This is a genomic window from Bdellovibrio sp. KM01 (assembly GCF_013752535.1).
Classification (GTDB): Bacteria; Bdellovibrionota; Bdellovibrionia; order Bdellovibrionales; family Bdellovibrionaceae; genus Bdellovibrio.
On sequence record NZ_CP058348.1, the window covers coordinates 2,450,307 to 2,474,116 of the forward strand.

Annotated in this window: 25 protein-coding genes; 9 read left to right on the plus strand and 16 right to left on the minus strand. The window is 46.4% G+C overall.

Going from position 1 to position 23,810, the window contains the following annotated elements; all coding sequences use genetic code 11:
• Positions 1–37 precede the first annotated feature (37 nt).
• Positions 38–2,074, minus strand: coding sequence for a hypothetical protein (locus tag HW988_RS11920; protein ID WP_255489989.1), 2,037 nt, complete (start codon positions 2,072–2,074; stop codon positions 38–40).
• 111 nt (positions 2,075–2,185) lie between these two features.
• Between HW988_RS11920 and HW988_RS11925 the strand changes: the two genes are divergently transcribed.
• The gene (locus tag HW988_RS11925) at positions 2,186–2,911 is read left to right on the plus strand and encodes an FAD-binding oxidoreductase (protein ID WP_255489990.1); all 726 of its coding nucleotides are present in this window, start codon (positions 2,186–2,188) and stop codon (positions 2,909–2,911) included.
• 13 nt (positions 2,912–2,924) lie between these two features.
• Positions 2,925–3,821 carry a DMT family transporter gene (locus tag HW988_RS11930; RefSeq protein ID WP_181604476.1) on the plus strand — a complete coding sequence of 299 codons (897 nt, stop codon included), beginning with the start codon at positions 2,925–2,927 and terminating at the stop codon, positions 3,819–3,821.
• Here the strand turns inward: HW988_RS11930 and HW988_RS11935 are convergent.
• The 6 genes from HW988_RS11935 to folE2 form a co-directional block, all read right to left on the minus strand.
• Positions 3,760–4,794, minus strand: a complete 1,035-nt coding sequence (locus HW988_RS11935) for a DUF475 domain-containing protein (protein WP_181604477.1) — start codon at positions 4,792–4,794, stop codon at positions 3,760–3,762. The genes HW988_RS11930 and HW988_RS11935 overlap by 62 nt on opposite strands.
• 14 nt (positions 4,795–4,808) lie before the next feature.
• Complete coding sequence (uvrA, locus tag HW988_RS11940; protein ID WP_181604478.1) at positions 4,809–7,409, minus strand: excinuclease ABC subunit UvrA; 2,601 nt, start codon at positions 7,407–7,409, stop codon at positions 4,809–4,811.
• A gap of 137 nt (positions 7,410–7,546) precedes the next feature.
• On the minus strand, positions 7,547–8,011 hold the full coding sequence (locus tag HW988_RS11945; protein ID WP_181604479.1) for a hypothetical protein: 465 nt from the start codon (positions 8,009–8,011) through the stop codon (positions 7,547–7,549).
• Between the two features lie 73 nt (positions 8,012–8,084).
• Positions 8,085–8,804: a J domain-containing protein gene (locus HW988_RS11950; RefSeq protein WP_181604480.1), complete on the minus strand. Its 720-nt coding sequence runs from the start codon at positions 8,802–8,804 to the stop codon at positions 8,085–8,087.
• A gap of 139 nt (positions 8,805–8,943) precedes the next feature.
• Entirely contained in the window at positions 8,944–9,444 is a 501-nt protein-coding gene (locus tag HW988_RS11955) for a Fur family transcriptional regulator (protein WP_181604481.1), read from the minus strand.
• Positions 9,445–9,527: 83 nt separating this feature from the next.
• Positions 9,528–10,439, minus strand: a complete 912-nt coding sequence (gene folE2 / locus HW988_RS11960; RefSeq protein WP_181604482.1) for a GTP cyclohydrolase FolE2 — start codon at positions 10,437–10,439, stop codon at positions 9,528–9,530.
• A gap of 80 nt (positions 10,440–10,519) precedes the next feature.
• On the opposite strand from folE2, the gene HW988_RS11965 reads away from it, so the two are divergent.
• From HW988_RS11965 to HW988_RS11975, 3 genes are all read left to right on the plus strand, one after another.
• A complete protein-coding gene (locus HW988_RS11965; RefSeq protein ID WP_181604483.1) occupies positions 10,520–11,089 on the plus strand; it encodes a nucleoside triphosphate pyrophosphatase in 570 nt (189 codons plus the stop codon).
• An 18-nt stretch (positions 11,090–11,107) separates the two neighbouring features.
• Positions 11,108–11,512 (plus strand): cytidine deaminase, encoded by a 405-nt coding sequence (gene cdd / locus HW988_RS11970; RefSeq protein ID WP_142700742.1) that lies wholly within the window; start codon positions 11,108–11,110, stop codon positions 11,510–11,512.
• A 175-nt stretch (positions 11,513–11,687) separates the two neighbouring features.
• Positions 11,688–12,200, plus strand: coding sequence for a hypothetical protein (locus tag HW988_RS11975; RefSeq protein ID WP_181604484.1), 513 nt, complete (start codon positions 11,688–11,690; stop codon positions 12,198–12,200).
• 42 nt (positions 12,201–12,242) lie between these two features.
• On the opposite strand, the gene HW988_RS11980 is transcribed toward HW988_RS11975, so the two are convergent.
• The 9 genes from HW988_RS11980 to HW988_RS12020 form a co-directional block, all read right to left on the minus strand.
• Positions 12,243–12,680: a hypothetical protein gene (locus HW988_RS11980; protein ID WP_181604485.1), complete on the minus strand. Its 438-nt coding sequence runs from the start codon at positions 12,678–12,680 to the stop codon at positions 12,243–12,245.
• 24 nt (positions 12,681–12,704) lie between these two features.
• Positions 12,705–13,130 (minus strand): hypothetical protein, encoded by a 426-nt coding sequence (locus tag HW988_RS11985; RefSeq protein WP_181604486.1) that lies wholly within the window; start codon positions 13,128–13,130, stop codon positions 12,705–12,707.
• Positions 13,131–13,282: 152 nt separating this feature from the next.
• Complete coding sequence (locus HW988_RS11990) at positions 13,283–13,747, minus strand: hypothetical protein (protein ID WP_181604487.1); 465 nt, start codon at positions 13,745–13,747, stop codon at positions 13,283–13,285.
• 10 nt (positions 13,748–13,757) lie between these two features.
• Positions 13,758–14,621, minus strand: coding sequence for a hypothetical protein (locus HW988_RS11995; RefSeq protein WP_181604488.1), 864 nt, complete (start codon positions 14,619–14,621; stop codon positions 13,758–13,760).
• Positions 14,621–15,388, minus strand: coding sequence for a TIGR02147 family protein (locus HW988_RS12000; protein ID WP_220128732.1), 768 nt, complete (start codon positions 15,386–15,388; stop codon positions 14,621–14,623). The genes HW988_RS11995 and HW988_RS12000 overlap by 1 nt, the downstream gene beginning before the upstream one ends.
• Positions 15,389–15,611: 223 nt before the next feature.
• Positions 15,612–16,007: a hypothetical protein gene (locus HW988_RS12005; RefSeq protein WP_181604490.1), complete on the minus strand. Its 396-nt coding sequence runs from the start codon at positions 16,005–16,007 to the stop codon at positions 15,612–15,614.
• A 9-nt stretch (positions 16,008–16,016) separates the two neighbouring features.
• On the minus strand, positions 16,017–17,090 hold the full coding sequence (locus tag HW988_RS12010) for an endonuclease/exonuclease/phosphatase family protein (protein WP_181604491.1): 1,074 nt from the start codon (positions 17,088–17,090) through the stop codon (positions 16,017–16,019).
• Between the two features lie 192 nt (positions 17,091–17,282).
• Positions 17,283–17,840 (minus strand): hypothetical protein, encoded by a 558-nt coding sequence (locus HW988_RS12015; RefSeq protein WP_255490320.1) that lies wholly within the window; start codon positions 17,838–17,840, stop codon positions 17,283–17,285.
• A gap of 85 nt (positions 17,841–17,925) precedes the next feature.
• Entirely contained in the window at positions 17,926–18,960 is a 1,035-nt protein-coding gene (locus tag HW988_RS12020; protein WP_181604493.1) for a SurA N-terminal domain-containing protein, read from the minus strand.
• 132 nt (positions 18,961–19,092) lie between these two features.
• Between HW988_RS12020 and mreC the strand changes: the two genes are divergently transcribed.
• Genes mreC through rodA form a run of 4 tightly spaced genes read left to right on the plus strand, consistent with a single transcriptional unit; the run spans position 19,093 to position 23,808 of the window.
• On the plus strand, positions 19,093–20,151 hold the full coding sequence (gene mreC / locus HW988_RS12025; protein WP_181604494.1) for a rod shape-determining protein MreC: 1,059 nt from the start codon (positions 19,093–19,095) through the stop codon (positions 20,149–20,151).
• Positions 20,151–20,690, plus strand: a complete 540-nt coding sequence (locus HW988_RS12030; protein ID WP_142700760.1) for a hypothetical protein — start codon at positions 20,151–20,153, stop codon at positions 20,688–20,690. Before mreC ends, HW988_RS12030 begins: the two co-directional genes overlap by 1 nt.
• Entirely contained in the window at positions 20,687–22,681 is a 1,995-nt protein-coding gene (mrdA, locus tag HW988_RS12035; protein ID WP_181604495.1) for a penicillin-binding protein 2, read from the plus strand. The genes HW988_RS12030 and mrdA overlap by 4 nt, the downstream gene beginning before the upstream one ends.
• A gap of 2 nt (positions 22,682–22,683) precedes the next feature.
• Positions 22,684–23,808, plus strand: a complete 1,125-nt coding sequence (gene rodA, locus HW988_RS12040) for a rod shape-determining protein RodA (protein WP_181604496.1) — start codon at positions 22,684–22,686, stop codon at positions 23,806–23,808.
• Positions 23,809–23,810 lie beyond the last annotated feature (2 nt).

A 23,810-nucleotide genomic window follows, 5' to 3' on the forward strand; every position in this document is an offset into this window, starting at 1 on the left:
AACAGCCTGCCATTTGCGGTCAGCAGGCAGATTTTCCCTAGAAGCTTAGCCCCATTCCGACTGTGCCATAGAAGGTGTTGAGGTCGGCTTTTTGATTCAAAACGGAGTCCACAAACGCATAACGTTTGATACCAAAACCCGCCTCACCAAAAAGATTATTGGTCCACAAAACCTTACCGTGGAAGTTCAATGACATCGATGAATTCAAAGTCACATTGCTATCCAAACTTTGTGCGTAATAGATAAACTCCACGTCCACCCATTTTGGATATCGGAACAAAGGCAGAATATTGAATACATCATCAATTAATTTTGGCATGGAGCGCGCCCAGAATAGACCACCACCGACCATTGGTGCCGTCAAAACACCAAAGTTTACGTTTTGATATGAAGCCATCATCCCCAATGTTTCATCACGATTCCAAAGACCCGGGATAAAACGATACTTCAAATCCACCGTCAAAACATCCAGCGGAGCTGTACGACCCGAAGTGCTGACTTTGATTTCATTAAAGGACTTAAAGTACTTGGCACTGATACCCCAACGCTGACGAGACACCCAGTAATTCGACCAAGTGAAAAGATCCTCGAACCATTGATTGTAAGCAAGCTCGCCCATGAATACGAAATCTGCAGATGATTTCGCCACGGACAAACGCGCTGATAGTTCACGTGGATAACCTTTATAAATTTCAAAGTACGAACGGTATTTTTGCCCCTGGTAATCCAAATTCAAATAGGAGCGATTGATTTCACCGCGTTCAGTGGCCTTAAATCTCCATTCAAATTCACTCGGCTCGTCTTTTTCGACATTCACGGAATTTTGATCCGTGCTGACTGTGACTTCTTTTAATTTGCGACCGAACAGACGGATGTTGTCATTATACGTCCCTGTCGGCGTGCGCTCATGAACATAAAGGCGCGCCTGACGACGCGGGATCACAGACAATTCGAAACGCTGCTTGAAGATCCCCCCACCCTGTCCCGGCAGATAAATTTTGGCATCGTCTTTTTTCAAAGAAGCGGCCCAAAATTTACGACTGTCACCGATCGTCGATTCAAATCCGATCAACGTCGTGATTTTTAAATACTGATCAGGATTTAAAACAACAGATCGGCCCAAAGGACGTGTGTCGTAACCCACGATACGCAGCAAACCCGGGCGAGCCGTATCTGCAATATCCATCAATTGCAGCTTGTTCGGCTGCACCATGAATTCGTAGCTTTCGCCCGTTGCAAGCTCTGCAAAGAACGAGGTCGGACCTTCTGCCGCTGTCGGCACTGACTGACGAGGTAAAGATTCTTCGTTATTCAAAAGGACACGTGGTGTGGTGGCATCAACACGGGCTTTACCCAAAACCACTTTATTTTCGATTTTCTGATTTCCGTACCACTGCGAGCACAGGCGGCTGTATCCCCGCCCCACTTGCTGAGTCAGACAGAACCGGAAGATCTCGTTCAATTTACCAAAAGGCGAACCGGCGTTTTTAAAATTCGGAATCGCAAAAGAACTTCCAAATAAACCCGTTGTCGTCAGTTCCGCCGGAGAAACTTTTTGTGCAAGTAAAGCCCCGCGCCAGCTTTGCAGTTGGGCGGCCCATTTTTTTTGTTCCAATTCACTGATTTCGTGCTGCCACAAAACCGCACCCGTGCGCGAGATCATCTCCAAAGAACCTGAACTCATCATTTCCAAAGGCCAATTGATGATCAGAGCTTCGTCATTTTTTTCAGTGGGCGTCAAAACACGGGAAATTTGCGGGTGAGCTTTCCCCAAGGGCATCAAACTGAAATTGAAAGTTTGTTCGCTCAAAACAACAGGGCCGATTTTTAAAACCTTGCCGCTTTGACCCGTCAAATCGTACTCAAGCTCAAGCGGCGGCAATAAAACCCCATTATCCAGCTGGTCAAAAAAGAGCGGTTTATTGAATTCCTTGGAAGCAGCCGACTTCATTAAAGACTGCTGCGGAGCAGGAACGTCATCCGCCACACCAGCGGCATCAAGATTCTCTTGCGCACGAGCAGAAAAACCCGTGATCAATAAGAGAGATAATATCAGATGCTGTGCACTATTCACGATGGATACCTCACTGTTGATAAGTTTATTGATTAGGAACTGATGTAACAAGCTAAATTGTTGGACTGTCTGGGAATTTCGGATTATGAATGGCCCTTATCTCAAGGAGAAATGATGTCTTCAGCGCGCAAAATTTATCACATGAAAGTCGAACAAATCATCGACCACACACCTGCGGTTCGCGAGCTGGTGTTGAAAACAGATGATCCCGCAGAGTTTGCGTTCAAAGCTGGACAATTTGTAATGTTAAATGTTCCACAGGGAGAAGCGAAGCCTGTTTTGCGCGCCTACTCCATTGCTTCCGACGACAGAATGAAGAACGGCTTTAGACTGCTTTTCAAATACGTTGATAACGGCATTGCCTCGACTTTTGTTTGGAACTTGAAGGGTGGTGAAACTCTTAACTTCACCGGCCCTTTCGGAAAAGTTTTCTTCCAAGAACCACCGACAGAACAAATTGTGTTCCTGAATACCGGCACCGGCCTATCTCAACATATCTGTTATTTGCTATCTAAAAAAGAACAGTATCCAAACCTGAAATACCGCATGCTATTCGGTGTTCGTACAGAAAAGGACATGTACTACCAACCGGAATTGGAAGCTTTGGCAAAAGAACTTCCTGATTTCAAATGGGAGTTTGTCTTAAGCCGTCCGCAAGATTCATGGACAGGTAAAAAAGGGTACATCCAAAACTTTATTTCTGAATATGATTACAAAAATATCCCCACCACATTCTACATGTGCGGCAATGGCGGCATGATCAAGGAAGTAAAACACCAATTGATCGAAGTGGATGGTATCGACAAATCTCGTATCTGGTCTGAAGCCTTCGACTAGGTTTGCGATTTAGGTGACCACCAAAAACAAAGCAGCCATTGAATTGATTGTCGCCGGAGCCCTATGGGGTTTCGGCTTTGTCGCAACTGTCTTTGCTTTGCGTGCGTTCACACCAGCGGAAACTTTGGTTTACCGCTTTCTGATTGCCTCAGCCTTTGGCGAATTGATTTATCTGTGCATAAGAAAACCAAATTTGCCTTCAATGAAATCAGATTTCAAACGAGCCTTGCCTGCGGGATTTCTCCTGGGAAGCCTGATGATTCTGCAAACCATCGGACTTCAGCACACGACGGCAACCAAGAGTGGTTTCATCACCAGTCTGTACGTAATTTTGGTTCCCCTGATTAACACCCTGATCTTTCGCACGCGCGGTAGTTTGGTGAATTACGGTCTTGCGGTGTTGGCGTTAGTGGGAACTTTTATTTTGATGGATGCCAATATCACGGACGTCAATGTCGGAGATCTTTGGACGCTTTCCTGCTCGGTGATGGCAGCCTGCCATATTATTTATATCGGCAGAGTTTCAAATAAGGTCAATAACGCCTTTCGCTTTAATAATTTCCAATCAATCTGGTCACTACTGCTACTCTCCCCGCTTTTGCTGACTCAGCAAAGTATCAATCTGACAGCCCCTTGGACTGCGTGGATGGGAGTCATCATATTAGGCATGGGTTCCAGTGTGATCGCGTTTTCGATTCAGATTCGCGCTCAAAAGACTTTATCGGATGCGACGGCCAGTATGATCTTCCTGTTGGAATCGCCGTTCGCAGCACTGTTTGGATTCTTGCTCTTACAAGAGCGCCTTTCCTGGTTTCAGGGACTAGGCGCTTTGATAATTATGGGAGCTTCTATTCTGCAGATTCTGTGGGACCCTTCTTCAAAGACCACAGAAAAGCAACCGCAAGGATAAGAGCACCAGATAGACCCGTCACCCATTCAGGGATGTGAACGAACGGAGCAGTTAGCATCACCAAAGCCAACACCCAGATCGCATAGAAAGCACCATGCTCAAGGTAAGCGAATTTCGCCAAGGCTTCTTTTTCAACAAACATAATCGTCAAGCTTCGTACGAAGAACGCACCAATCGACAAACCAATCATGATGATGAACAAGTTGTGTGTGATCGCAAAGGCACCCACGACACCATCGAAACTGAAAGACGCGTCCAACACTTCCAGATAAAGGAAGCTTGCGGCACTCGCCTTATGTACGTTGTGCATAGTTTCTTCAGAAGCTTCCATGAAAGCACCGATACCATCGACTGCCACAAACACGATCAAACCAGCCAGACCCGATTTTAGAAACGCATAAGCTTCAGCCTGCTGAGGCATAAAGTGAGCAATCGTGATCAAGATCACCAAAGCCAAACCGATTTCAATCGCCTCCACGCGACCCAAGAATGCAAAAGGCTTTTCCACTGTCGCGAACCAGTGTTCGATTTTTTCAGCATCAAAGAAAAAGCGCAAAGCCACCATCAACAAGAACGTTCCACCGAATGCTGCCACTTCCAGGTGAGCTGCTAACATTAACTTCGCATACTCGTCCGGACGAGTGGCTGCCATCACCAGAGCTTCCCACGGATTAATGCTTGCCATGACACTCACGATTCCCAATGGGAATACCAAGCGCATACCAAAGACCGCAATCAACATCCCCCACGTCAGAAAGCGATGACGCCAAACCGGAGTCATGTCTTTAAGAATAGTGGCGTTGACGATCGCATTATCGAACGACAAAGAGATTTCAAGAACTGCCAGAACAGCCGCGATAAACAAAGCCTCAAGCCCAGCTGCTGTTGTACCGCCATAAAATTGACCGACAAAAAAGGAGCCGATCAAACCAAGAATTGTAATGAAAATGGAACCCGTAAAGTATTTAAGCATCCCTTGAATTGATTCTATTTAAGGATCTTTTTCAAGAACTTTCCGGTTTCGCTTTCTTTAACTTTTGTTACATCTTCAGGAGAACCGGTCGCAACAATGCGCCCGCCGTGTTTTCCACCGTCAGGTCCCAAATCAATCACGTGATCCGCAGTCTTGACGACTTCCATGGCGTGCTCAATCACCAGCACGGTATTACCCTGATCTGCCAATTCTTGCAGCAACTCTACCAGTTTTCTGACGTCATCAAAGTGAAGACCCGTCGTTGGCTCATCGAGAATGTATAAAGTTTTTCCTGTGCCACGTCGGGAAAGCTCCTTGGAAAGCTTCACACGCTGGGCCTCGCCACCCGAAAGCGTTGTCGAGCTTTGCCCCAGTGTCATATAATCCAAACCCACGCGGTGGAGTGTTTCTAGTTTACGATAAATCTGGCTGTGGTTTTTAAAGAATTCCAAAGCCTCGCCCACGTTCATATCCAAAACATCGGAAATAGATTTTTCCTTGTATTTGATATTCAAGGTTTCGCGATTATAGCGTTTACCCATGCAGGTATCGCAAGTTACGAATACGTCGCTTAGGAAGTGCATCTCGACGCGGATTTGCCCGTGCCCCATGCAGGTTTCACAGCGTCCACCCTTCACATTGAAACTGAAACGACCGGGTTCATATCCACGAAGTTTTGAGTCTGGCAAATTCGCGAACAAATCACGAATCATCGGAAATAAACCCACATAAGTCGCTGGAGTCGACCGCGGTGTACGACCGATCGGTCTTTGATTAATATCGATGACCTTATCGATTTTATCCAAACCTTCGACTTTTTTATATGGAGATGGCTCTGCCAAGGCCTTATAAAATTTCTTGGCCAAAATTTTGTACAAAGTATCGATGATCAATGTCGACTTACCAGAACCCGAAACACCGGTGACTGCAGTCAAAGTGCCCAGTGGAATTTTAAGATTCACATTCTGAAGATTATTGCCAGTCGCACCGATCAGCTCTAAAAACTGCCCATTGCCAGGACGACGTTTTTTAGGAACGGGAATGCGCACTTCACCTTTTAGGTATCTCCCAGTCAAAGAGTTGGGATTATTTTCCAACTCTTCCGGAGTCCCCTGCGCCATTTTCTCGCCCCCCAGGCGTCCTGCACGAGGCCCCAGGTCAACAACGAAATCCGCATAGCGAATAGTGTCCTCGTCATGCTCGACCAGCAAGATCGTATTTCCACGGTCTTTTAGTTCTCCGATAATATCCAACAAGCGATGGTGGTCGCGCGGATGAAGGCCGATACTGGGTTCGTCCATCACATAAAGAACACCGATCAAAGAAGAACCCAACTGCGAAGCCAGACGAATACGCTGCGCCTCCCCACCGGATAGCGTACGGGACGAGCGATTCATCGACAGATAACTTGTGCCCACGCGAATCATATAATCCAGGCGGTCAGAGATCTGCTTCGTGATTTTTTCTGCAACCAACTGGTCTTTCTTGCTCCATTTGATGTCGCCCACGAATTCCCGTAAATCGGCGGCACTCATCAGAGCCATATCCGAAATTGTTTTACTGGCGACTTTGATATTCAAAGCTTCCGGTCTTAAGCGGGAGCCATGGCAATCGGGACAATCATGAAGGACCATTTCATCGCCTTCTTCGTCGTCCTCGTCAGAAGTTTTTTTGCCTTTGTATTTGTAAACGACTTTGTCGAGCTTCTTGCCGCCAACTTCGCCGTCAGAGAAAGTTTCTTCTTCAACCAGATCCAAGGTGCCTAAGCCGTTACAAGTCTGGCAGGCTCCACGAGGATTATTAAAACTGAACATACGTGGTTCAATTTCAGGAAAGCTGTAACCGCAAACAGGACAAGCCGAGTGCAAAGAATAATTCGTGCGATTGCCATCCAAGGTTTCAATGATCACGCGCCCGTTGGCCATGGACAAAGCGGTGTTGATACTTTCGCTTAAGCGATGCTTTAAGGTGTCTTTCAAAATCAATTGATCGATCACCAAATCGATATCGTGGGTTTTGGTTTTTGCAAGTTTGGTAGCTTTATCCAGATCGATCATTTTTCCATCGACCTTGGCTTTCACGAATCCTTTTTTCGCCCAACGTTGGAATTCCGCTAAGAACTCCCCTTTTTTTCCAGAAGCCATCGGAGCCAATACATAGAACTTAGCGCCTTGGCCTTTTTTTGTAACTTCATCAATGATCTGCTGCGGAGTTTGTGAGCTTACCGGAATATGATGCGTAGGACATTCAGGAACGCCGACTTTTGCATAAAGCAAACGAAGGAAGTCATAAATTTCTGTAACCGTGCCCACCGTCGAACGCGGATTAGTACTGACTGATTTTTGATCGATCGCAATCGCCGGTGACAACCCCGTGATGGAATCCACCTCAGGTTTTTTTAGCTGCTCTAAGAAATTACGTGCGTAAGCGGAAAGACTTTCTACGTAACGACGCTGACCTTCGGCATACACCGTATCAAACGCCAAGGAAGATTTCCCCGAACCACTGAGTCCCGTGAACACAGTGATTTTGTTCCGAGGAATAGTCACACTGACATTCTTCAAATTATGCTCTTTGGCGCCTTTTACTATGATTCCATCTTCTGCTTGCGACATAGCCTAACAGTGTACGCCTGATAAATACCTTGGACAACTCTCTGGCCCAACGCCTTGGCGCATCACAAACTAACAACAAAAAAAAGGCCACTTTGCAGTGACCTTTTCTTGAAATTTCGAATTTTTGCGATGCTGTACTAAGCTTTTGGAGCCGCTGGAGTTTTGCCTTTTTTAGCGGCGATTTCTTCAGGAGACATACCCCATGGAGAACCACCTTTTTTATCGCCGCCGCCACGGCCACCTTGACCACGACCTTTACCACCTCGGCCACCTTTGCCGTGAGCTTCTTCAGCAACAACTGGTTTTGCAGTGGCTACGAATTCAGGAACGTAATGAAATGCTTCCACTTGAACAGCTTTAGCTGGCGCTTTTTCGCCTTCGTTCAAACTCATAACCACAACGCGTTTCAATGTGTTGTTATTGTTTTGCGCAACAACATCAAGAGCATTCACGAAATGAGTCAGTTTCTCGCCCTCGAATTTAAAAGATTCGCCAAGGCTTGCTTGAATTTCTTCAGCTGCTTTACCGTCTGTCGTCAAAGCGGCTTTCGCTGCCAAGCCCTTGCTCAAAGTAAAGTAATTGAATTCTGTAACTGATTTCATAGGAACACCCTCTCGGTTTGATTTGCGGTGATAATGACCACCTAAGCAGTTGCCGTCAATGAATTGGCAGATTTTACGCCAAATAATCCATCAAAATTTGGTAGTTTTCGTTCAAAATTACGGACTCATCGTGTGTTCCACCCTTGTCCGGATGAAAAACCCGGGCTAACACCTTTTTCGCGTTTTTCAGAGACTCCTCATCCAGATTGTTTTCCAACGGAAAACCATTCACGGAGAAGAATTCAAAGGCTGCATTCACGTCCTGGGAGTAAGTGGTACCCTTGGCGGATTTGCTGGAAATGCCTTTAGCTTTGTTTTTAATCTGCTGCCGCTGTTCTTTGGCGCGCTCTTTTAGCTTTTGATATTGCTGTTTTTTGTAATCGGCTTGCTTGGCTTTAAACGGTGACTCCACCGCGACAAACAAAGTGCCTTTTTCCAGATTGGTTTTTGAATCGAGAAAATCAGGATGTTTTTTTTCGGTGAGCAACAACATCGCCCAGATGTGACGGCAGAATGTGCCTTTCGAAGCTGAAGAGCACGAACAATCCACCGCGAAAGTGTTACTGCCAATGCTATCCGCCACGAATAAAACCTTGATGGATTTTGAGGCCTTCACATAGCCCTCAATGCGCGCGTCACCTGCGACCGACATCACTGCCAAGCCCTCAGCAAGATCTTCACGCCCCTGCTTACGGACTTCAGGTTTAAAGTAATGTTCCCAGGTGGTTTCTACAGACACTTTGAATTTCCCTTTGCCAAGATTTACCTTTGCAATAGTACGTCCAAGTCCCATCGACAAACAACCCTTGCGCAACAGCACATAGCCGCAGCTGCACTCCGGACACTCAAGCCCATTACGCAACGCAAAACCGAAGCGGTTCCGCACCGCATCCCCAAAAGGTACGGCGTACCTTTTGGCAGCATTCGTTTGCTTACTTATTAGATTTGGCTTGGCACTCGGGGCACACCCCGTACAATTCGAGGATGTGGTGAGTCAGTGCAAAACCGAATTGGTTCGCCACTTTTTCTTGAAGTTGTTCGATTGCGCGGTTTTCGAATTCACAGATCTTGCTGCATTTCACGCACGTCAAATGGTCATGGTGACCTTTAGGTGTAAGTTCATAACGAGCTGGTAAACCACCCATGCGCACTTCTGTTACGAAAGCACCTTCCGTCAAAGTGCGAAGGAAACGGTAAACAGTTGCGAAACCAATTTCAGGATGGTCCTTCGCCAATTTTTCATAAAGCTCTTGAGCTGTGACGTGGCGGCGGCCTTCATGAAGTGTTTTAAGGATCGCCATACGTTGGCTTGTGACTTTCAAATTTAGAGCACGGATGATCTTTTTAAGCTCCGCCTCATCAAATGGATCGTGATGGATCACGATATCTTCATCGTGTTGGCGTGGTAAAAGTGGTACTGAATCTCGTCCCATGTGCGGTGGCTCCTAGATCCCTGATTTATAGGACGCCCCTGGGGTCAAAGTCCACTTTTCTGACAATGATTATCAGTTAGATTTCAAAATGTACGTAATTTTTTCCCGGCTGAAATATGAGATACCGCGTTGTGAGGGTGCAAACTCTCGACATGGCTGAATTCAGCCACGTAATCCAGAATATCACTCTCTTTATCCAAGGCCTCTTTCGCACGACGAGCCGCGTCCTCGCAGAACATCAAATTCTGTCCGTTGCGAAGTGCGAACTCCTGCTCGTCCTCACGCTTTACTGCCCCTTGAACGGCTGTCTGCAAAGCTTCCTCGATCACGTCGATGATTTTTGCATAATTATAATTCGGACCGACTTCGATTTTCACGCGAGCAAAACTGCGTTGCGCATGGGGAGTCGCCACGATCCCTTGAGTTGTTCCCAACCACTGGTGAACAACGTCAAAATCCAAGGACTCACTGCCAAACTGTTGTTTGAAATTATCTTGAATCAGCTGGCGAGAAAGGGCCGCAGATGCGGGACACGTCGAAGAATAAGTGATCACAGCTTCAACGTAGTATTTTTTAACACCGTTTTCGTTGAATGCAGAAAGCACCACGGGGTAAGAGCGCCAAGCTTGGTTCGCACTCTTTAAGGCTTTACGCACAAGCGGTGCTTCGAATTGCACCTGCACCAAAGCTTGAGTGGATAAGTCTTCGTGAGTCTTCAAAAACTCATCTGTCGCCTGACCTAAAAGGCCCAGGGACATTTCATTTTTAGAAAGCGTTTCCTGAGTGATCAAATACAAGCGCGACATATGAATGCCACGAGAAGGTTTTTTATCAAGACTGACCTTTGCATCGGCGCGCGCAGGAATGCGGTACACACCGTCTGCTTGTTTCAGCATAATGGGAAGTTCGATGGAACCCATACCCACCCAGTCAATGGGAGCGAATTTATCTGTATGAGTTTCTTTAGCGACGTCTGGAAGATGTTTGTTCGTCATGGTCAGCCTTCTACCGCAGATTCCCTGTAAAGACTCTGTTTTTATAGTTTTTACAGCGAAATTGAAATATAACCGATAACATGAAAAAGCAACTGATCCTGGCTTCGACTTCCAAATACAGACAAGAACTTCTCTCTCGTTTAGCTGTGCCTTTTCAGGCACAACCACCCCTTATCGACGAAGACAAAGAAAAGGATCCATCATTGGCTCCCCGCGCGTTGGCAGAGCGTCTGGCTTACCTGAAAGCCGCAAGCCTTAAAGGCGAAGGCAAGGTCGTGATCGGCGGCGATCAATTGGTGTCCTTCGAGGGGCGCATTATCGGGAAAGCCCACACGCGCGAAAAAGCCATTGAGCAGCTTTTAAGCATGCAGGGTAAAACCCACGAATTAGTCACAGCCATCTGTGTTTTTGATGGAGAAAAAGCGATCCCTTACACTGACATCACGCGCATGCACATGAAGGCCATGAGTCGCGAACAAATTGCCCGCTATGTCGATCTGGATATGCCGACTGACTGCGCAGGGAGCTATAAGATCGAAAAGCACGGAATCATGCTGTTTTCCAAAATTGAAAGCCAAGATTTTACGGCCATTCAAGGATTACCCTTGATTGAACTGTCAAAAATATTAGAGACTACTAGTCCGCTTTAAGGCGAACAGGAGATCACTATGAACGACATGCAAAAAAAACTCTTTGATGCTGCAGCAGTTGCCCAGAAGCGTGCTCACGCTCCTTATTCAGGCGCGCATATCGGTGCCGCGGTTTTGATGGCTGATGGTCAAATTTTTAACGGATGCAATGTCGAGAACGCTTCGTACGGTGGGACTGTTTGTGCAGAACGTGTGGCACTTTGGAAAGCCGTCAGTGAGGGCGCTTCCAAACAAGTTAAAGAAGTGATGGTTATCAGTGATGCTGACAAACCATGGCCACCTTGCGGTTTCTGCCGCCAAGTGATCGCGGAATTTGGCAGTGAAGACACCAAAATTTACACGGCCAACCTGACCGGCAAAATGAAGGAGTTTAAATTCTCCGAAATTTTCCCAGAGGCATTTACTCCAAAACATCTGGATTAGTTTTCACGCAAAAAATCCCGGCAACAACCGGGATTTTTTAACTTCAAGTTAACGTTCCATACCGTTTCGATTTATCAGAAGACATCCTTCGAATTTCTCTAATTTACACACAGCGTCACTCACTATAAAACCTCTCCATCACGTATCAAAAAATAAAACGTTAATGGAGATTCTAATGAAAAAAGTTCTATTCACTTTGATCGCAGTACTTCCAGCAGTTTCTTTCGCTAAAAAAATCGATTCTTCTTTGGCAGCCCAAGGCAAAATCACAATCAAGTCCACGACTGAAGTGAATGCCATCACTCCCGAAGAAGCCGTAAAAATCGCTTATGAAATTTTCGCCAAGAAAAACCCATTGGTGATCAATGAAGTAAAAAGAGTTCAAGAAGTTGTTAAAGAAACTGATCCCAAGCTTTGCGGAAAACTTGATGCAGTAAAATACCTTGCCCTGACGAACTGGGGCGGCGGTCGTCCTTCCGTTGACGGTGAAATCGGTGGCGAGACAAACTATATGGTGATTCAACCCGTTTCCTGCGATGGCGTTGGCACTGGTTTATACGCTGGTGTCGCAGACAACGCGATCATTGCAATTACAGTTGAAAACACCATTAAAGACGTCTTCAGTGACGATTTGAAACAAGTTTTGACTGTGACGATTCAAGGCAAAGGTCAGATTTCAGTTCAATAAGAACTCGAATGAAAAAGCCCGGTCACCCGGGCTTTTTTTTATCTAAAGAAAGTGGCAAGCCATAGGCTCACTGCTGCTGCCCGAAAGATCTTTGGGAATCAATGTCCCCGAGAACGCATGATCATAGTCATACCAATTGATATCTGAATACAAATGCACGTCCAGAACTTTAACTCCCAGTTCGGCTTGGTCCCAAGCCAGGGAGAGAATACTGGAGCTCGCACGAATGACATGGACATTAAATTCCTCTCCATAACAACCGGCACATTGCACGGTTACTTTGTCGCCCTCTTCAAAAAGTTTTGCCATATCGCCAGCGTAAGTTTTGGCGGACTCAAAGATCATATACTTGTTCAAACTGTCGTTCTCGCAGTAAAGACGTACAGTCTGACCTGGAACAGGCTCGCGCAGCACTTCTCGGGATGCCCACACGTTCACGCCCGACAACATCACCAATATACTTGTAATTAAATTTTTCATTTTCAATTTCCCTTAAGCTTAAATTTAGAAGCAGTGGCCTGGATAAAAACTTTGATCGCAAATCACGGTTTCGTGGCTGATCAATTTTCCCTGTGGATCGCGAACGATAAGTTTAGCGGCAAAGATGTCTTCTCTGCCAACGTTTCCGCATTCGTCGGTTTGCGCACGATCTACGATTTGTTTCTTTTTACCGACAATTTCAATTGAAACGGCCGTTCCAGGATTTTCGGGCTTCTCAGTGGCATAGTCCGGCAGGGTCTTACTGGTGTATTCGACGGGCACCAGTTTGTCTTCGCCGTTGACGGCATCGTATTGCTTTAAGAAGGCCTGGCCTTTGCTGATCTCGATAATTCCATAAGCATCGGTGCACGAAAAGCTGTAGGCACCCGCGTGCGCGAAAGTTCCGGCCATCATCACGGCCATTGCTAAAATCATATTCATTGTTTTCATTGAAATCTCCTTTTGATGAACTGGTTTTACAAGAAGATGACCAGAAAAGACCAAAGATGTGAGATCAATCCGCGGCAGATTTGCCGCGGCTGTAAATAATAAAAAACCCCGTTTTGCGACGGGGTTTTTAAAAATTCTGAGTTTTAAAAGTCTTATTGGTCCAAAGAGAAATTACAAATGACATCCGTGAACTGGCTCTGTTGATCCGCCGGAAAGCCAGGACCGCGCCATACTCGCATTTCATTTCCTGGTTGCTTCACACGTGCTGGATCACGAAGAGTCGCCACTAGGTCACCGTGATAGTTGATGCCTTTGTACATAATCCACACCGGATTGTTCATTGCTTGATAAGCCGCCAATCCCACCATCGTGTTATTGGTATCACCACCCTCAAAGTATTGTACGATCTCATTTTGCTGAAGTTTATATGAAACTTTCTCAACACCCTTTTCCGCCACCGTCACAGTTCCGCTTTGGGCTTTGCCGGTCGTTCCTTCGGTCGTGATTTCCACGATCACGATTTTTCCCTGGTAAGTTTCACCCACACACGCGGTGTAAGCAAAACCTTTAGAAGTCATCATCACAGCACTCATCAAGATAAATAATTTCAGTTTCATATTCGTATCCTTAAGGTCTTAGCCAAAAAATAATTTCTACGCCGCCCACAAGCAATTTGCCCGAGGAAGCACATGCACCCGTCTGCGGGCCCAAACAACGGCCCCACTCTGGTTCATAAGTCAGTTGTCCCAAACTGTTGCCCGATTGATCCGTCACCGCAATTTGATAGCGATGAAAAGTTCCACGGGAACCCGACGATGGAGGAGCCGTCAGGGAGCTTTTCGCGATGATCACCTTACGGTAGTCATCCCCGCAGTCACCCTTGGTTTCCACCATCACCATTTCTTCAGTTTTAGCCAGATTGAATGACGCTCCGGCCAGCGTGCAGGCACCGCTATTATAAACCAGGTTCAACATCAGGTAATTGACCGGGTTTAGCGGATTCCACCACTTGGACGGGTCATAGTTTTTCACAGGCAACAAAGCCACGATCGGAGCGGACACTTTGTACTGAGTATCATCAATACCCATGATCCAAAGGTATTCATGCAACACGAATGTGTAACGATGAAGCGTTTCGGTTTCGACGCGGTTTTCACGCCACATGCGACGATTGATCAAGATCAACTTTTGCTCGGGCTTATTGATACCTTCCACTTCACGTCCGTCTTCATAATAAAGAACGTCTTCGCTGCGAACCGTGGTGGTTTCAATCGCACCTATCAAGGTTTCGATTTTAAAACCCTTGAGCTCTGTACTTGGCAGAGTTTTAAGATGCTGTACCAGATCTTTCGCGGTCATAATAAATTCTGCCGCATAAGAATCGCCAGCGTTTCCGTGATCCCAACCCTCTCTCATCGGTCCAGCTTCTGCGGTCGCGAACGAGAAAAGAAGAAGCACAGTCATGAATTGCGCGGTGATTCGCTTCTTCATTATTGATTCTCCTGACTTAGAGGAAATAATTGAACGTTCAATCTGTAAACGGAATCGCGGGGACCGACCTCTAGAAAGGCCGAAAGCCTGCGACGGAAGTCCTCGATCAAGCTTTTCGCTTCCACGAGTTTCTTTTTATTGATCGCCATGGTGATACCGGTGATATCCCGTTGCTCTACCGAATGAGCTTCTAACGAGTCGATCGCTCTTTGAATAAACTGACGATGCCCTTCGCGGATCTTGGCACTTGGAATATTTCTTGGCGTCGACATATTGTTGCCCGTCAGCTTCCACTGAGTGGTGTCTTTAGAAACGAGACCTAATTTCTGCAAGCGCACCAGGCATTCTAAAGCGACGCCCAACGGAATATTCAAGCGCTTTGCAATCGACGTTGTATCTGTTTTAGCTTTCGGAAGTTCCAAAACTGCAAGAATAGCGAAATGCTCCCAAGAGCTGATCATTTCGGCCGAATCTAAATCGATATCGGAATATGTTTGCGGAGTTTCCTCGGCCCCGAGAACACCCATTAAAAGCTTTTGCACTTGCAAAGGTTCATGGATTTCAAGACGGTCGATAATCTTCATCGCCATCTTCGTGGTCATGGGACGTTTGCCGCGCAAAAGAGCTGACAACGTAGAAGAATCCAAATCCAAAGACTTGGCAAAGGCGCGAAGCGAGTAAGAAGGGTTCTTACGACTGCGTTCAGCGAACACAGTCTGTAAATGATTTATAAGCATGGGGATGCTTTTAGTAGCGATTTGGTTCATTTTCCACTTAATTTGCCGCAACCCGCGGCATTTCTGCCGCACTTGTAAATTTTTGCCAAGCGAAGCCTCTCTGCCCCACAGGAAAGGGGCACATATCGTTTCCGCCTGGAAATCACCTTCACAAGCTGAAACGATATGCACGTTTCCATACAGAATATGTATCACCAGGTTTTAGAGGATGACTAACTTTGAAGCCGCAAAGTGCGGCAAAAATGCCGCGCGGTTAAGGGACTAAATCGCAGCCACCGTAAACGATGACTTGGTCTTTCGCTGTTTTCAAAAGGCCTGCATTTTCATAGATGCGACCGGTGTTTTCATCGCGACCTGGTTTTCCAAAGGCCACTTCCAGGATCACGTCGTCTTCCGCGATATCAGAAACCTTCATCGATAGAGCGCCGTCTTGAATAAAGGATTCTGTCACGTAGCCCATCACCCCAGGTGTCGTATAGTGCTCATAAGTCACCATGTCCCCTACTTGGCCGATCTTTTCCCCTTTTGCCAATACGACCATACGGATTGTGGGATCAGTAAAAAGACAAATCAAAGTGGGCTTGCCGGCATAAGCTGAAAGACCAAACAAAGAGATAATCAAAGATGCTGCAACAGAAATCAGTTTCACTGTGAAAGCCTATCTATATAAAGAGAAATAATTAAAGAACACACCTTGTTGAGTGGCGATCTGGTTCTTTAAGGTTTTTAGAGCTGCGATATACTCTTTCAAATCACGCTCATCATTTTCATCAACCAAAATCTGCGTCGCTTGAGTTAAGAGCATCATCACGCTTTCACGACGTTGATACATTTGCTCGGCCGTCAAAGTCCCGCCACCTTGTTCAAGGTTGAATTGCACCCGCAAGCCATAATGATCTGACAAAGGATCACGCAGGGGACCGCGCATGTTGATTTCACCCGCCGTCGCTTTGATACGGGTGTCTGCCCCGCCCGTATTGGATACAAATATATAATCTAGGATATGGTCGCCTGGAAGCCAGCTGTAAGGATTGTTTGCGCAGTAAGTGCAATACCCTTTCGGATAAGCTCCACCCAAAGTTTCTTGATAGGAATCATGAAGCCCCATCACCGACATCATCAACTGTCTTTCGAAAGAGTTTTCATCCGCATTGAAATCCCCCGACATCAGCATCTTTAAATTCGGGTTCTGCAAACGCCAGTTTAAGATATCCAGGATTTGTGTGATACGAATCGCAGAGCTTGTCGGATGCAAGTGAGCATTGACGAAGTAAAAGTCCTCGCCCATTTCCGGCAAGCGTGCTTGCACGACGTGGAAGGCTTTTTTAACACCAAAAGTTTCGCGGACTTCATCAAGCAATCCACCTAGATTGTTGATGTTAAACTGATATGTCCAACGACCCTTGATCTCGCCATCGAACATGGACATGACACCGATTTTGCTGTCGCGATTTGGCGAGCTGATGGCGTAGTTATATTTGAGGGCGTTTTCAATTTGATCGATATTTGAATCGTTCCAAACTTCCTGAAGCTGAATCACACCGCAACGAGGTGCCGCTTGCAGCAACGAGCCGATCCAATCCATGCGTTCAGTGGTATTCGGAGCATAAAGAGGCCCATAGGCGTTGAAGTTCTGCATGCAGAACTTCGGAGCCGTTGCCGACACCGACATTTGCGCATTCGCTATTGGCAATCCCGCCAATAACAAGATAAGTCCGAGCATAGTTCTCATGAACGCCCCTCCGCATTCTGATATTCCATTTTCAAATCCATTTGGAAGAGTAAAAATATGCTCACGAGTTGAGCTTGGAATCGAACAAAAACGCACCGAGTTAGCTTGTCTAATTTACAATTTCTCTTAGGAGCCTATAAGTTGATTTTAACGAGTGGATCTTCGAATTAATTGTGATGATGTAACGAGCCGTTAGAGAGCCACCGAGAAATTCTTACTTAGATTGTGCACGTGAATTTCAGACAGCACACTGCCACTTTCAAGCTCCCCACCTTTATGCAAGGCAAGCTTGGCACAAAGTTCATTGAACGTTTGAGCGGCCAAAACCTTTAAAACTTTAAAACCCTCGTGGCCAAAATCAACTTCGCAATCTGGTGCTCGTAACCACACGAACTCAACCTTACACAAAGAAGCCTCGGAGGGATCCACTAAAAATCCTTCTAAGAAGTGCGTGTGCCTTATCATCAAATCTTCAGGCGACTGCAAATGGTTCCAAGAAAAACCCCAACCGCGTTCTTCACGGAAATCCAAACTGATCAATTGCGCCTTTTCCTTTTCGGCATGCTCGACAAGGTTCAGTCTTGTCACCGCCATAATTTCAGCGAAGGCATGACTCAAACTTTCGGACTTGGATTGAAAAACAGTCTGCTCAAGATCTTTTTTAAGATCTCCCAACCACTGATCGACCAGAACCAGGTTGACGCTCATTCCCGACAGCGGATTGATCTCTTTTGAGAATCCCGCAGCCACCTTAAACAAAAAGCCCCGTCTTGCGGACGAGGCTGATTGAAGTACTATTGAAATGGGAATTTCACGTACGAATTGCAACACGCAATTACATTTCCATGATTTGCTTGTTCATTGTTACGTGAGAGTTCTTGCGGAATTGGTTCACCCAAGCTTCGAACATACCATCGCCACGACGTTTTTGCGTCATTTCAAGAACGTTCGGCTCAAGAGCTTTACCAGCTTCCATTTTCGTGTCTTTAAGTTTCAACACGTATTTTTGATTGCCATCACGAACGATGCGTTTCAACAGAGGTTGGGCTTTCGTAAGTTCAAAGATGGATTCAGTTGCGACACGGCTTGTGATTTTAGGGAATTGATCCGCACCAATTTCCACCAAACCCGTTTCTTCCCAACCCGCTTTCATTTCTTTAAGCTGAGCGTTAACTGCGGCCTCATCACCTTTTGCCAAAGCTTCATCCAAGGCTTTGATAGCTGCTTCCGCTTTTTCTTTGGTCATTGCTTTGATCAAAGCATCTTCGTCAATTTTCACGAAAGACACGTTGATTTTGCCACCACGAAGTTCCTGCATTTTGCCCAACTCGGCAGCAGAAGTGCGGTTCGCGATCTCAAACAAGTGACGCGTGCGGATATTAGAGATGTCTTTTCTGATTTTTTGCTCGAAGTTGCCAGCAGAAGTACGGCTGTTCTCTAGGTAGCTTTTGTAGAATTCACGTTGGAACTGACCATTTTGTTGGAAGAAAGGAACATCCTTCATGATGAAGTCTGCAACTTCTTGGTCTGTCGCCAAAATGCCTGACTTTTGCGCAGCTTGGGAAACAAGCTCCATACGCACCAAGTTCTCAATCGCTTGCTGGCGAAGAAGTTGACGCTGAGAGCTAAAATCCATCTGGCTTCCGAAGATGTTTTTATAGTATTCCGCCACGCGGTTTTCCTCGTTTTGGAAGTCAGCGATAGAGATCAAAGTGTTGTTCACCTGAGCTGCAGACCCCACGCCCATCCCCAATTTCCCAGGGGCACCCATGAATACGAATGTAAGAATGATAGCACCGAAAAGAACGATCGCTGTGATGCTCTTAGCGGAGAGCTTTCTTTTCATTTTATCTGCCAAATTTTCGTTCATAAAAAATCCTTCCTAAAACTAACTTCAAAACAAGCCGCTTCATTACCTTACGATTTTTATTATTTTTCAAGGGGAAATTGTTGAATTTCTCAACTCGTTTGATAGCGTTGGAAAGTATTAGGTAGGTGACATTTGAATTTCTTCAACTTTGATCTCAAAAAACTTGTGCTCATCGGAATCGTTCTGGCTTTGCCACTCATTTCCATCAACATGCAGCAACGCCCTCAAGAATCCCATTGGTTGGTAAAACCATTCAGCATGTTAGGCAGTGCCGTGTCCGAAACATTCTATGGCTTCAGCCACGGGGTCAAGGACACCACAGCAATGTACTTGGACTTGATTAACATCAAGAAACAAAGCGAACAGTTGCACAGCACCAACAACGAATTGCAAAGCCGCTTAAACTCCATGAACGAGCTGCAAGTTGAAAATGATCGCCTGCGTGGTTTGTTGGAGTTCAAACAACAAACGAAAATGAAACTGACTTCTGCACAAGTTATCGGCCGTGACCTGGTGATCGATCACAACACGATCACGATCAATAAAGGTACACAAGACGGTTTGAAAAGCGGTATGGCCGTTATCACGACTGCCGGTGTTTTAGGTTATATCTTTAAACCGGAGCCATTCACTGCTCACGTGATGCTGATCACCGATCGCTATGCAGTGGTTGATGGTATCGTCCAACGCACGCGTGCTCACGGTATCGTTGAAGGTAAATCTCAAACCAGCTGCGCACTTAAATATGTAGAGCGCACGGAAGACGTAAAAGAAGGCGACCTGGTTGTGACCGGCGGTTTGGATAACATCTTCCCGAAAGGCTTTCCTGTTGCGATCGTTGAATCGGTGGAAAGAAAAACCTTCTCGGTATCTTTGAAAGTTGATTTGCGCCCCGTTGTTGATCCTTACAAAGTCGAGGAGGTATTCATCATCGTGGATTCTTCCAAAGAAGACTTTGGCGACAAGTACGCTCCGCAAGCAGCAACTGGTGTTGAAGGTGCAGTTCCCAACGCCACTCCTGGCACCGAAGCTCCGCCAGTGAATCAAGCCGCCCCGGCTCACACGCCGACACTGGCAAAACCAGCAACGACAGGGGCAACCCCTGCGGCTTCTCCGGCTGTGACGCCGAAAGCGACACCTAAAGAAACTCCGAAAGCCTCACCTGCAACGAAGCCTCAGGAGAATCCGTAGTGAAAATCCGCTGGAATGCGACACTTAACTTTTTAATTTTCCTGGCCGTATTGCTAGTCGTGGCAGGTATTCAGTCAACACTGTGGTTTCAGTTCTTTGGAAATGCAGCCCCGGCGCCACTTTTGTGGCTGAATTTAATTGTATACATGACTTTGTATCGCAAACCTTATCCGGCGATCTTTACGATTTACGCTATGGGCGCGATTCTGCTAATATTTACTGCAATGCCGCTCAAGATGATGCTCTTTTCACTCTTGATCCTGTTCGTACTTGTTTACGGAATTAAAAGCCGCGTTTTCTGGAGTGGTTCTGGTTACTACACTATTATGTGTGGTTTCTCGGCAGTGGCTTATCATTTGATTTATTTCTGTCTTTCAATGGTGCTGGAAAAAAATCCGGCGAGCTTTGAAATTGTCGATCGTATTGTCCAGATCATTTTGACGCCAGTCTTTGCTCTTCCGATGTATTGGATCCTGGCAAAAATCGACAAAGTTACGACAGACGAGTTTGTGCATGAGCCCGGAGGATTTGATCTATGAGTACTTACGTCAGTAATCCGGATGAGGCTAAGGAATATCAAAGCCGCTACCGTCTGTTCTATATATTAATTGCTTTCACCTTCAGCATCTTCACGATGCGCTTGTGGTATTTGCAAATCATTTCCGGTAACGAACTTCGCGAATTCTCGGAAAAGAATCGTATTAAGCAAAATAAAATCACCGCTCCCCGCGGCCTGATGCTCGACCGTGAAGGAAAAGTTCTGGTGGAAAATCTGCCGGGCTTCGAGGTCTTGCTGACTCCTCAATATATCGAGGATCTGCAATCTTTGGCGGGAACTATCGGCCCGATTCTGGGAATGGATGCCGATAAAGTCGTTCAAAAAGTTCAAAAGAGCCGCAAACAAAACGGTCCTTTCGCGCAAATTCGTTTGAAAGAGAACTTAAGCCGCGAGGAAGTGTTCCGTTTGAAACGTGTGCGCCTGGATACTCCGGGACTTGAGATTCGTGAATCTATCGTGCGTTACTACCCGCTGAAAGAAAACGGCGCCCAGCTGTTTGGTTACGTGGGTGAGATCTCGAAACGTCAGATCCCTATCTTTAATGATCTCTACAAGAACTTTTTGAAATTCGATCAGGGTGACATCGTTGGTAAGAGTGGCTTGGAAGAAACTTTGGAACGCGACATCCGCGGGACCGATGGTATCTCTTTCATCCAGGTCGATGCCCATGGCCGTGAGGCAGTGACGCAAACTCCGAATATTTACGGCGAGCAAATCCGCGATCAGGTTCCAGTGCATGGAAACAATGCGGTTCTTACGATCGACCGTGATATTCAGGAAGCTGCTTACAAAGCCTTCAATGTTACAGGTGTAGACAACCGTGGTCACATCGGCGGTATAATGGTTATGAAAACCAACGGTGAAGTTTTGGCGTGGGTTTCCGCTCCATCCTTTGACCCGAATGAGTTTTCAACAGGTATTTCGCCACAAACTTGGTCTCGCTTGATCAACGATCCGTTCAAACCACTTCGTAACAAGATCATCCAGGATCACAACCCGCCAGGTTCTACATTTAAACCGTTGGTGGCTGTGGCGGCTTTGAGTGAAAAAGTTATTACTCCAACAACAATCGTTGCCGCCCCAGGGGTGTTCTTCTTTGGTCGACGTCCTTATCATGATGCGCTTAAACAAGGTCACGGTAACATCACGATCTACCAAGCGATCGAAGAGTCTTCGAACGTGTTCTTCTATAAAATGGGTATCGCTTTGGGTGTTGATAAGATGTATGACTACATCAACCCTATGGGTATCGGCCAAAAAACCGGTGTCGAACTTTCCCGTGAAGTTGCTGGTATTATGCCGAACTCTGCGTGGAAAAAAGCAACCGTTGGTGAAGAATGGCAACCAGGTGAGAACTTAAGTACAGCCATCGGCCAAGGTTTCGTGACTGTGACTCCGATCTCTATGGCCATTGCTTACAACGCGATTGCCACTGAAGGAAAAGTTGTGAAACCCTTCATCATCCGCAAAGTATTGGATCAGGATGGTAAAGTTTTGCGCGAAAACTTCCCGCAAGTGGTGCGCGATCTGCAACAGCCACAACCAAACGGTATCAAAATCACACCTGAGACATTTAAAGTCGTAAAAGAAGGTATGCGTCTGGTAGCGAATGGCAACAAGGGTACGGCCCGTTACTGGAAAGTTCCTGGTGTTGAGTTCGCAGGTAAAACTGGTACCGCACAAGTTATGGGCTTCTCGGCGGATCAAATCCATGCGAGCTGTACGGCCCGCCCTATTCACATGCGACATCACGGCTGGTTCGTTTCTTATGCGCCGGCTGAAAACCCGGAAATCGTTATTGCGATTCTGGCTGAACACTCCTGCCATGGTAATACCGGCGGCGTGCCTATCGCGCGTGACATTTATAATGCTTACTTCCAGAAGTATCATCCCGACGTTGTCGCCAATGCGATTAAGAACAAAGGCGTAAAAAAGAAAGCCGAAGCGGCGACTACGAGTGAAGGAGAATAATCGTGTTAAATTCATTGCACGTTGAAGAGAGAACACTCTTTAAAAAACTCGACATTAATTTCATCGTGGTGATTCTGGGATTGAACATCATCGGCTTGATTAACCTATACAGCGCCACTCACGGTCCAAGCTCGGTTGATGTTTCAAATCTGTTTATTTCACAAATCATGTGGCTGGTTGTGGGCTGGCTTGTATTCCTGGTCATGACGATCCTGGATTATGCCATCGTCACCCGAATTGCATTGATCATTTATGTTTTAAATCTGGGTGCGATTCTTTACGTAACGTTCTTTGGTAAGATCGCTTTGGGCGCCCAACGTTGGATTGATCTTGGATTCTTCAGATATCAGCCTTCTGAAACCATGAAACTGGCGTTGATCATGTTGATGGCAAAAATCCTTTCCACAAAATCCACTCACGGACAAGGGATGGGCTTTAAGGAAATGGTCGGCCCGCTGTTCGTTTTGGGAGTTCCATTCGTTCTGGTTGTTGAACAGCCAGACTTGGGAACTGCGATGATGTTGGCTGCAATCGGTGGATCCATGGTTCTTTTCACCAAGGTCAGACGCTGGATCGTGGTGACTGCAATCGCTGCGGGCATCGTAGCATTGCCAATCGCTTGGAAATTCGTCCTGCATGATTACCAAAAAAATCGTATCTTGACGTTCTTGTCGCCAACGAATGATCCGCGCGGAACAGGTTACAACTCGATTCAATCCAAGATCGCTGTGGGTTCCGGTCGTTTCTTTGGTAAAGGCTTTATGAAAGGAACTCAGTCACAACTTGAATTCCTGCCTGAGCGTCACACGGACTTTATTTATTCTGTATTGTCTGAAGAGCACGGCTTTGTCGGCTCGATTTTAGTGATGGGATTATTCTGTTATCTGTTCATCACAGGAATTCGAATCGCCACCAATGCGAGGGATAAGTTCGGTGCCCTGCTTTCGGTTGGGGTCCTCTGTTACGTCTTCTGGCATATGTTCGTGAATATGGGGATGGTTATCGGTCTTTTACCGATCGTGGGTGTCCCGCTGCCGCTACTGTCATACGGTGGATCGAGCATGCTAACCACCATGGCGGGCCTGGGGCTGGTCTCCTCCGTCGCCTACCGCAGATATCTGTTTTAGCA

What these genes read in the sequence shown, in the direction of transcription:
- HW988_RS12010 (WP_181604491.1), bottom strand. Translation starts at nt 17,090, where the DNA reads ATGAGAACTATGCTCGGACTTATCTTGTTATTGGCGGGATTGCCAATA.
- HW988_RS11980 (WP_181604485.1), bottom strand. Translation starts at nt 12,680, where the DNA reads ATGAAAAATTTAATTACAAGTATATTGGTGATGTTGTCGGGCGTGAAC.
- HW988_RS11950 (WP_181604480.1), bottom strand. Translation starts at nt 8,804, where the DNA reads ATGGGACTTGGACGTACTATTGCAAAGGTAAATCTTGGCAAAGGGAAA.
- folE2 (WP_181604482.1), bottom strand. Translation starts at nt 10,439, where the DNA reads ATGACGAACAAACATCTTCCAGACGTCGCTAAAGAAACTCATACAGAT.
- cdd (WP_142700742.1), top strand. Translation starts at nt 11,108, where the DNA reads ATGAACGACATGCAAAAAAAACTCTTTGATGCTGCAGCAGTTGCCCAG.
- HW988_RS11935 (WP_181604477.1), bottom strand. Translation starts at nt 4,794, where the DNA reads ATGCTTAAATACTTTACGGGTTCCATTTTCATTACAATTCTTGGTTTG.
- HW988_RS11965 (WP_181604483.1), top strand. Translation starts at nt 10,520, where the DNA reads ATGAAAAAGCAACTGATCCTGGCTTCGACTTCCAAATACAGACAAGAA.
- HW988_RS12000 (WP_220128732.1), bottom strand. Translation starts at nt 15,388, where the DNA reads ATGAACCAAATCGCTACTAAAAGCATCCCCATGCTTATAAATCATTTA.
- HW988_RS11990 (WP_181604487.1), bottom strand. Translation starts at nt 13,747, where the DNA reads ATGAAACTGAAATTATTTATCTTGATGAGTGCTGTGATGATGACTTCT.
- HW988_RS11985 (WP_181604486.1), bottom strand. Translation starts at nt 13,130, where the DNA reads ATGAAAACAATGAATATGATTTTAGCAATGGCCGTGATGATGGCCGGA.
- mrdA (WP_181604495.1), top strand. Translation starts at nt 20,687, where the DNA reads ATGAGTACTTACGTCAGTAATCCGGATGAGGCTAAGGAATATCAAAGC.
- HW988_RS11925 (WP_255489990.1), top strand. Translation starts at nt 2,186, where the DNA reads ATGATGTCTTCAGCGCGCAAAATTTATCACATGAAAGTCGAACAAATC.
- HW988_RS11975 (WP_181604484.1), top strand. Translation starts at nt 11,688, where the DNA reads ATGAAAAAAGTTCTATTCACTTTGATCGCAGTACTTCCAGCAGTTTCT.
- uvrA (WP_181604478.1), bottom strand. Translation starts at nt 7,409, where the DNA reads ATGTCGCAAGCAGAAGATGGAATCATAGTAAAAGGCGCCAAAGAGCAT.
- HW988_RS11945 (WP_181604479.1), bottom strand. Translation starts at nt 8,011, where the DNA reads ATGAAATCAGTTACAGAATTCAATTACTTTACTTTGAGCAAGGGCTTG.
- HW988_RS11955 (WP_181604481.1), bottom strand. Translation starts at nt 9,444, where the DNA reads ATGGGACGAGATTCAGTACCACTTTTACCACGCCAACACGATGAAGAT.
- HW988_RS12020 (WP_181604493.1), bottom strand. Translation starts at nt 18,960, where the DNA reads ATGAACGAAAATTTGGCAGATAAAATGAAAAGAAAGCTCTCCGCTAAG.
- HW988_RS11995 (WP_181604488.1), bottom strand. Translation starts at nt 14,621, where the DNA reads ATGAAGAAGCGAATCACCGCGCAATTCATGACTGTGCTTCTTCTTTTC.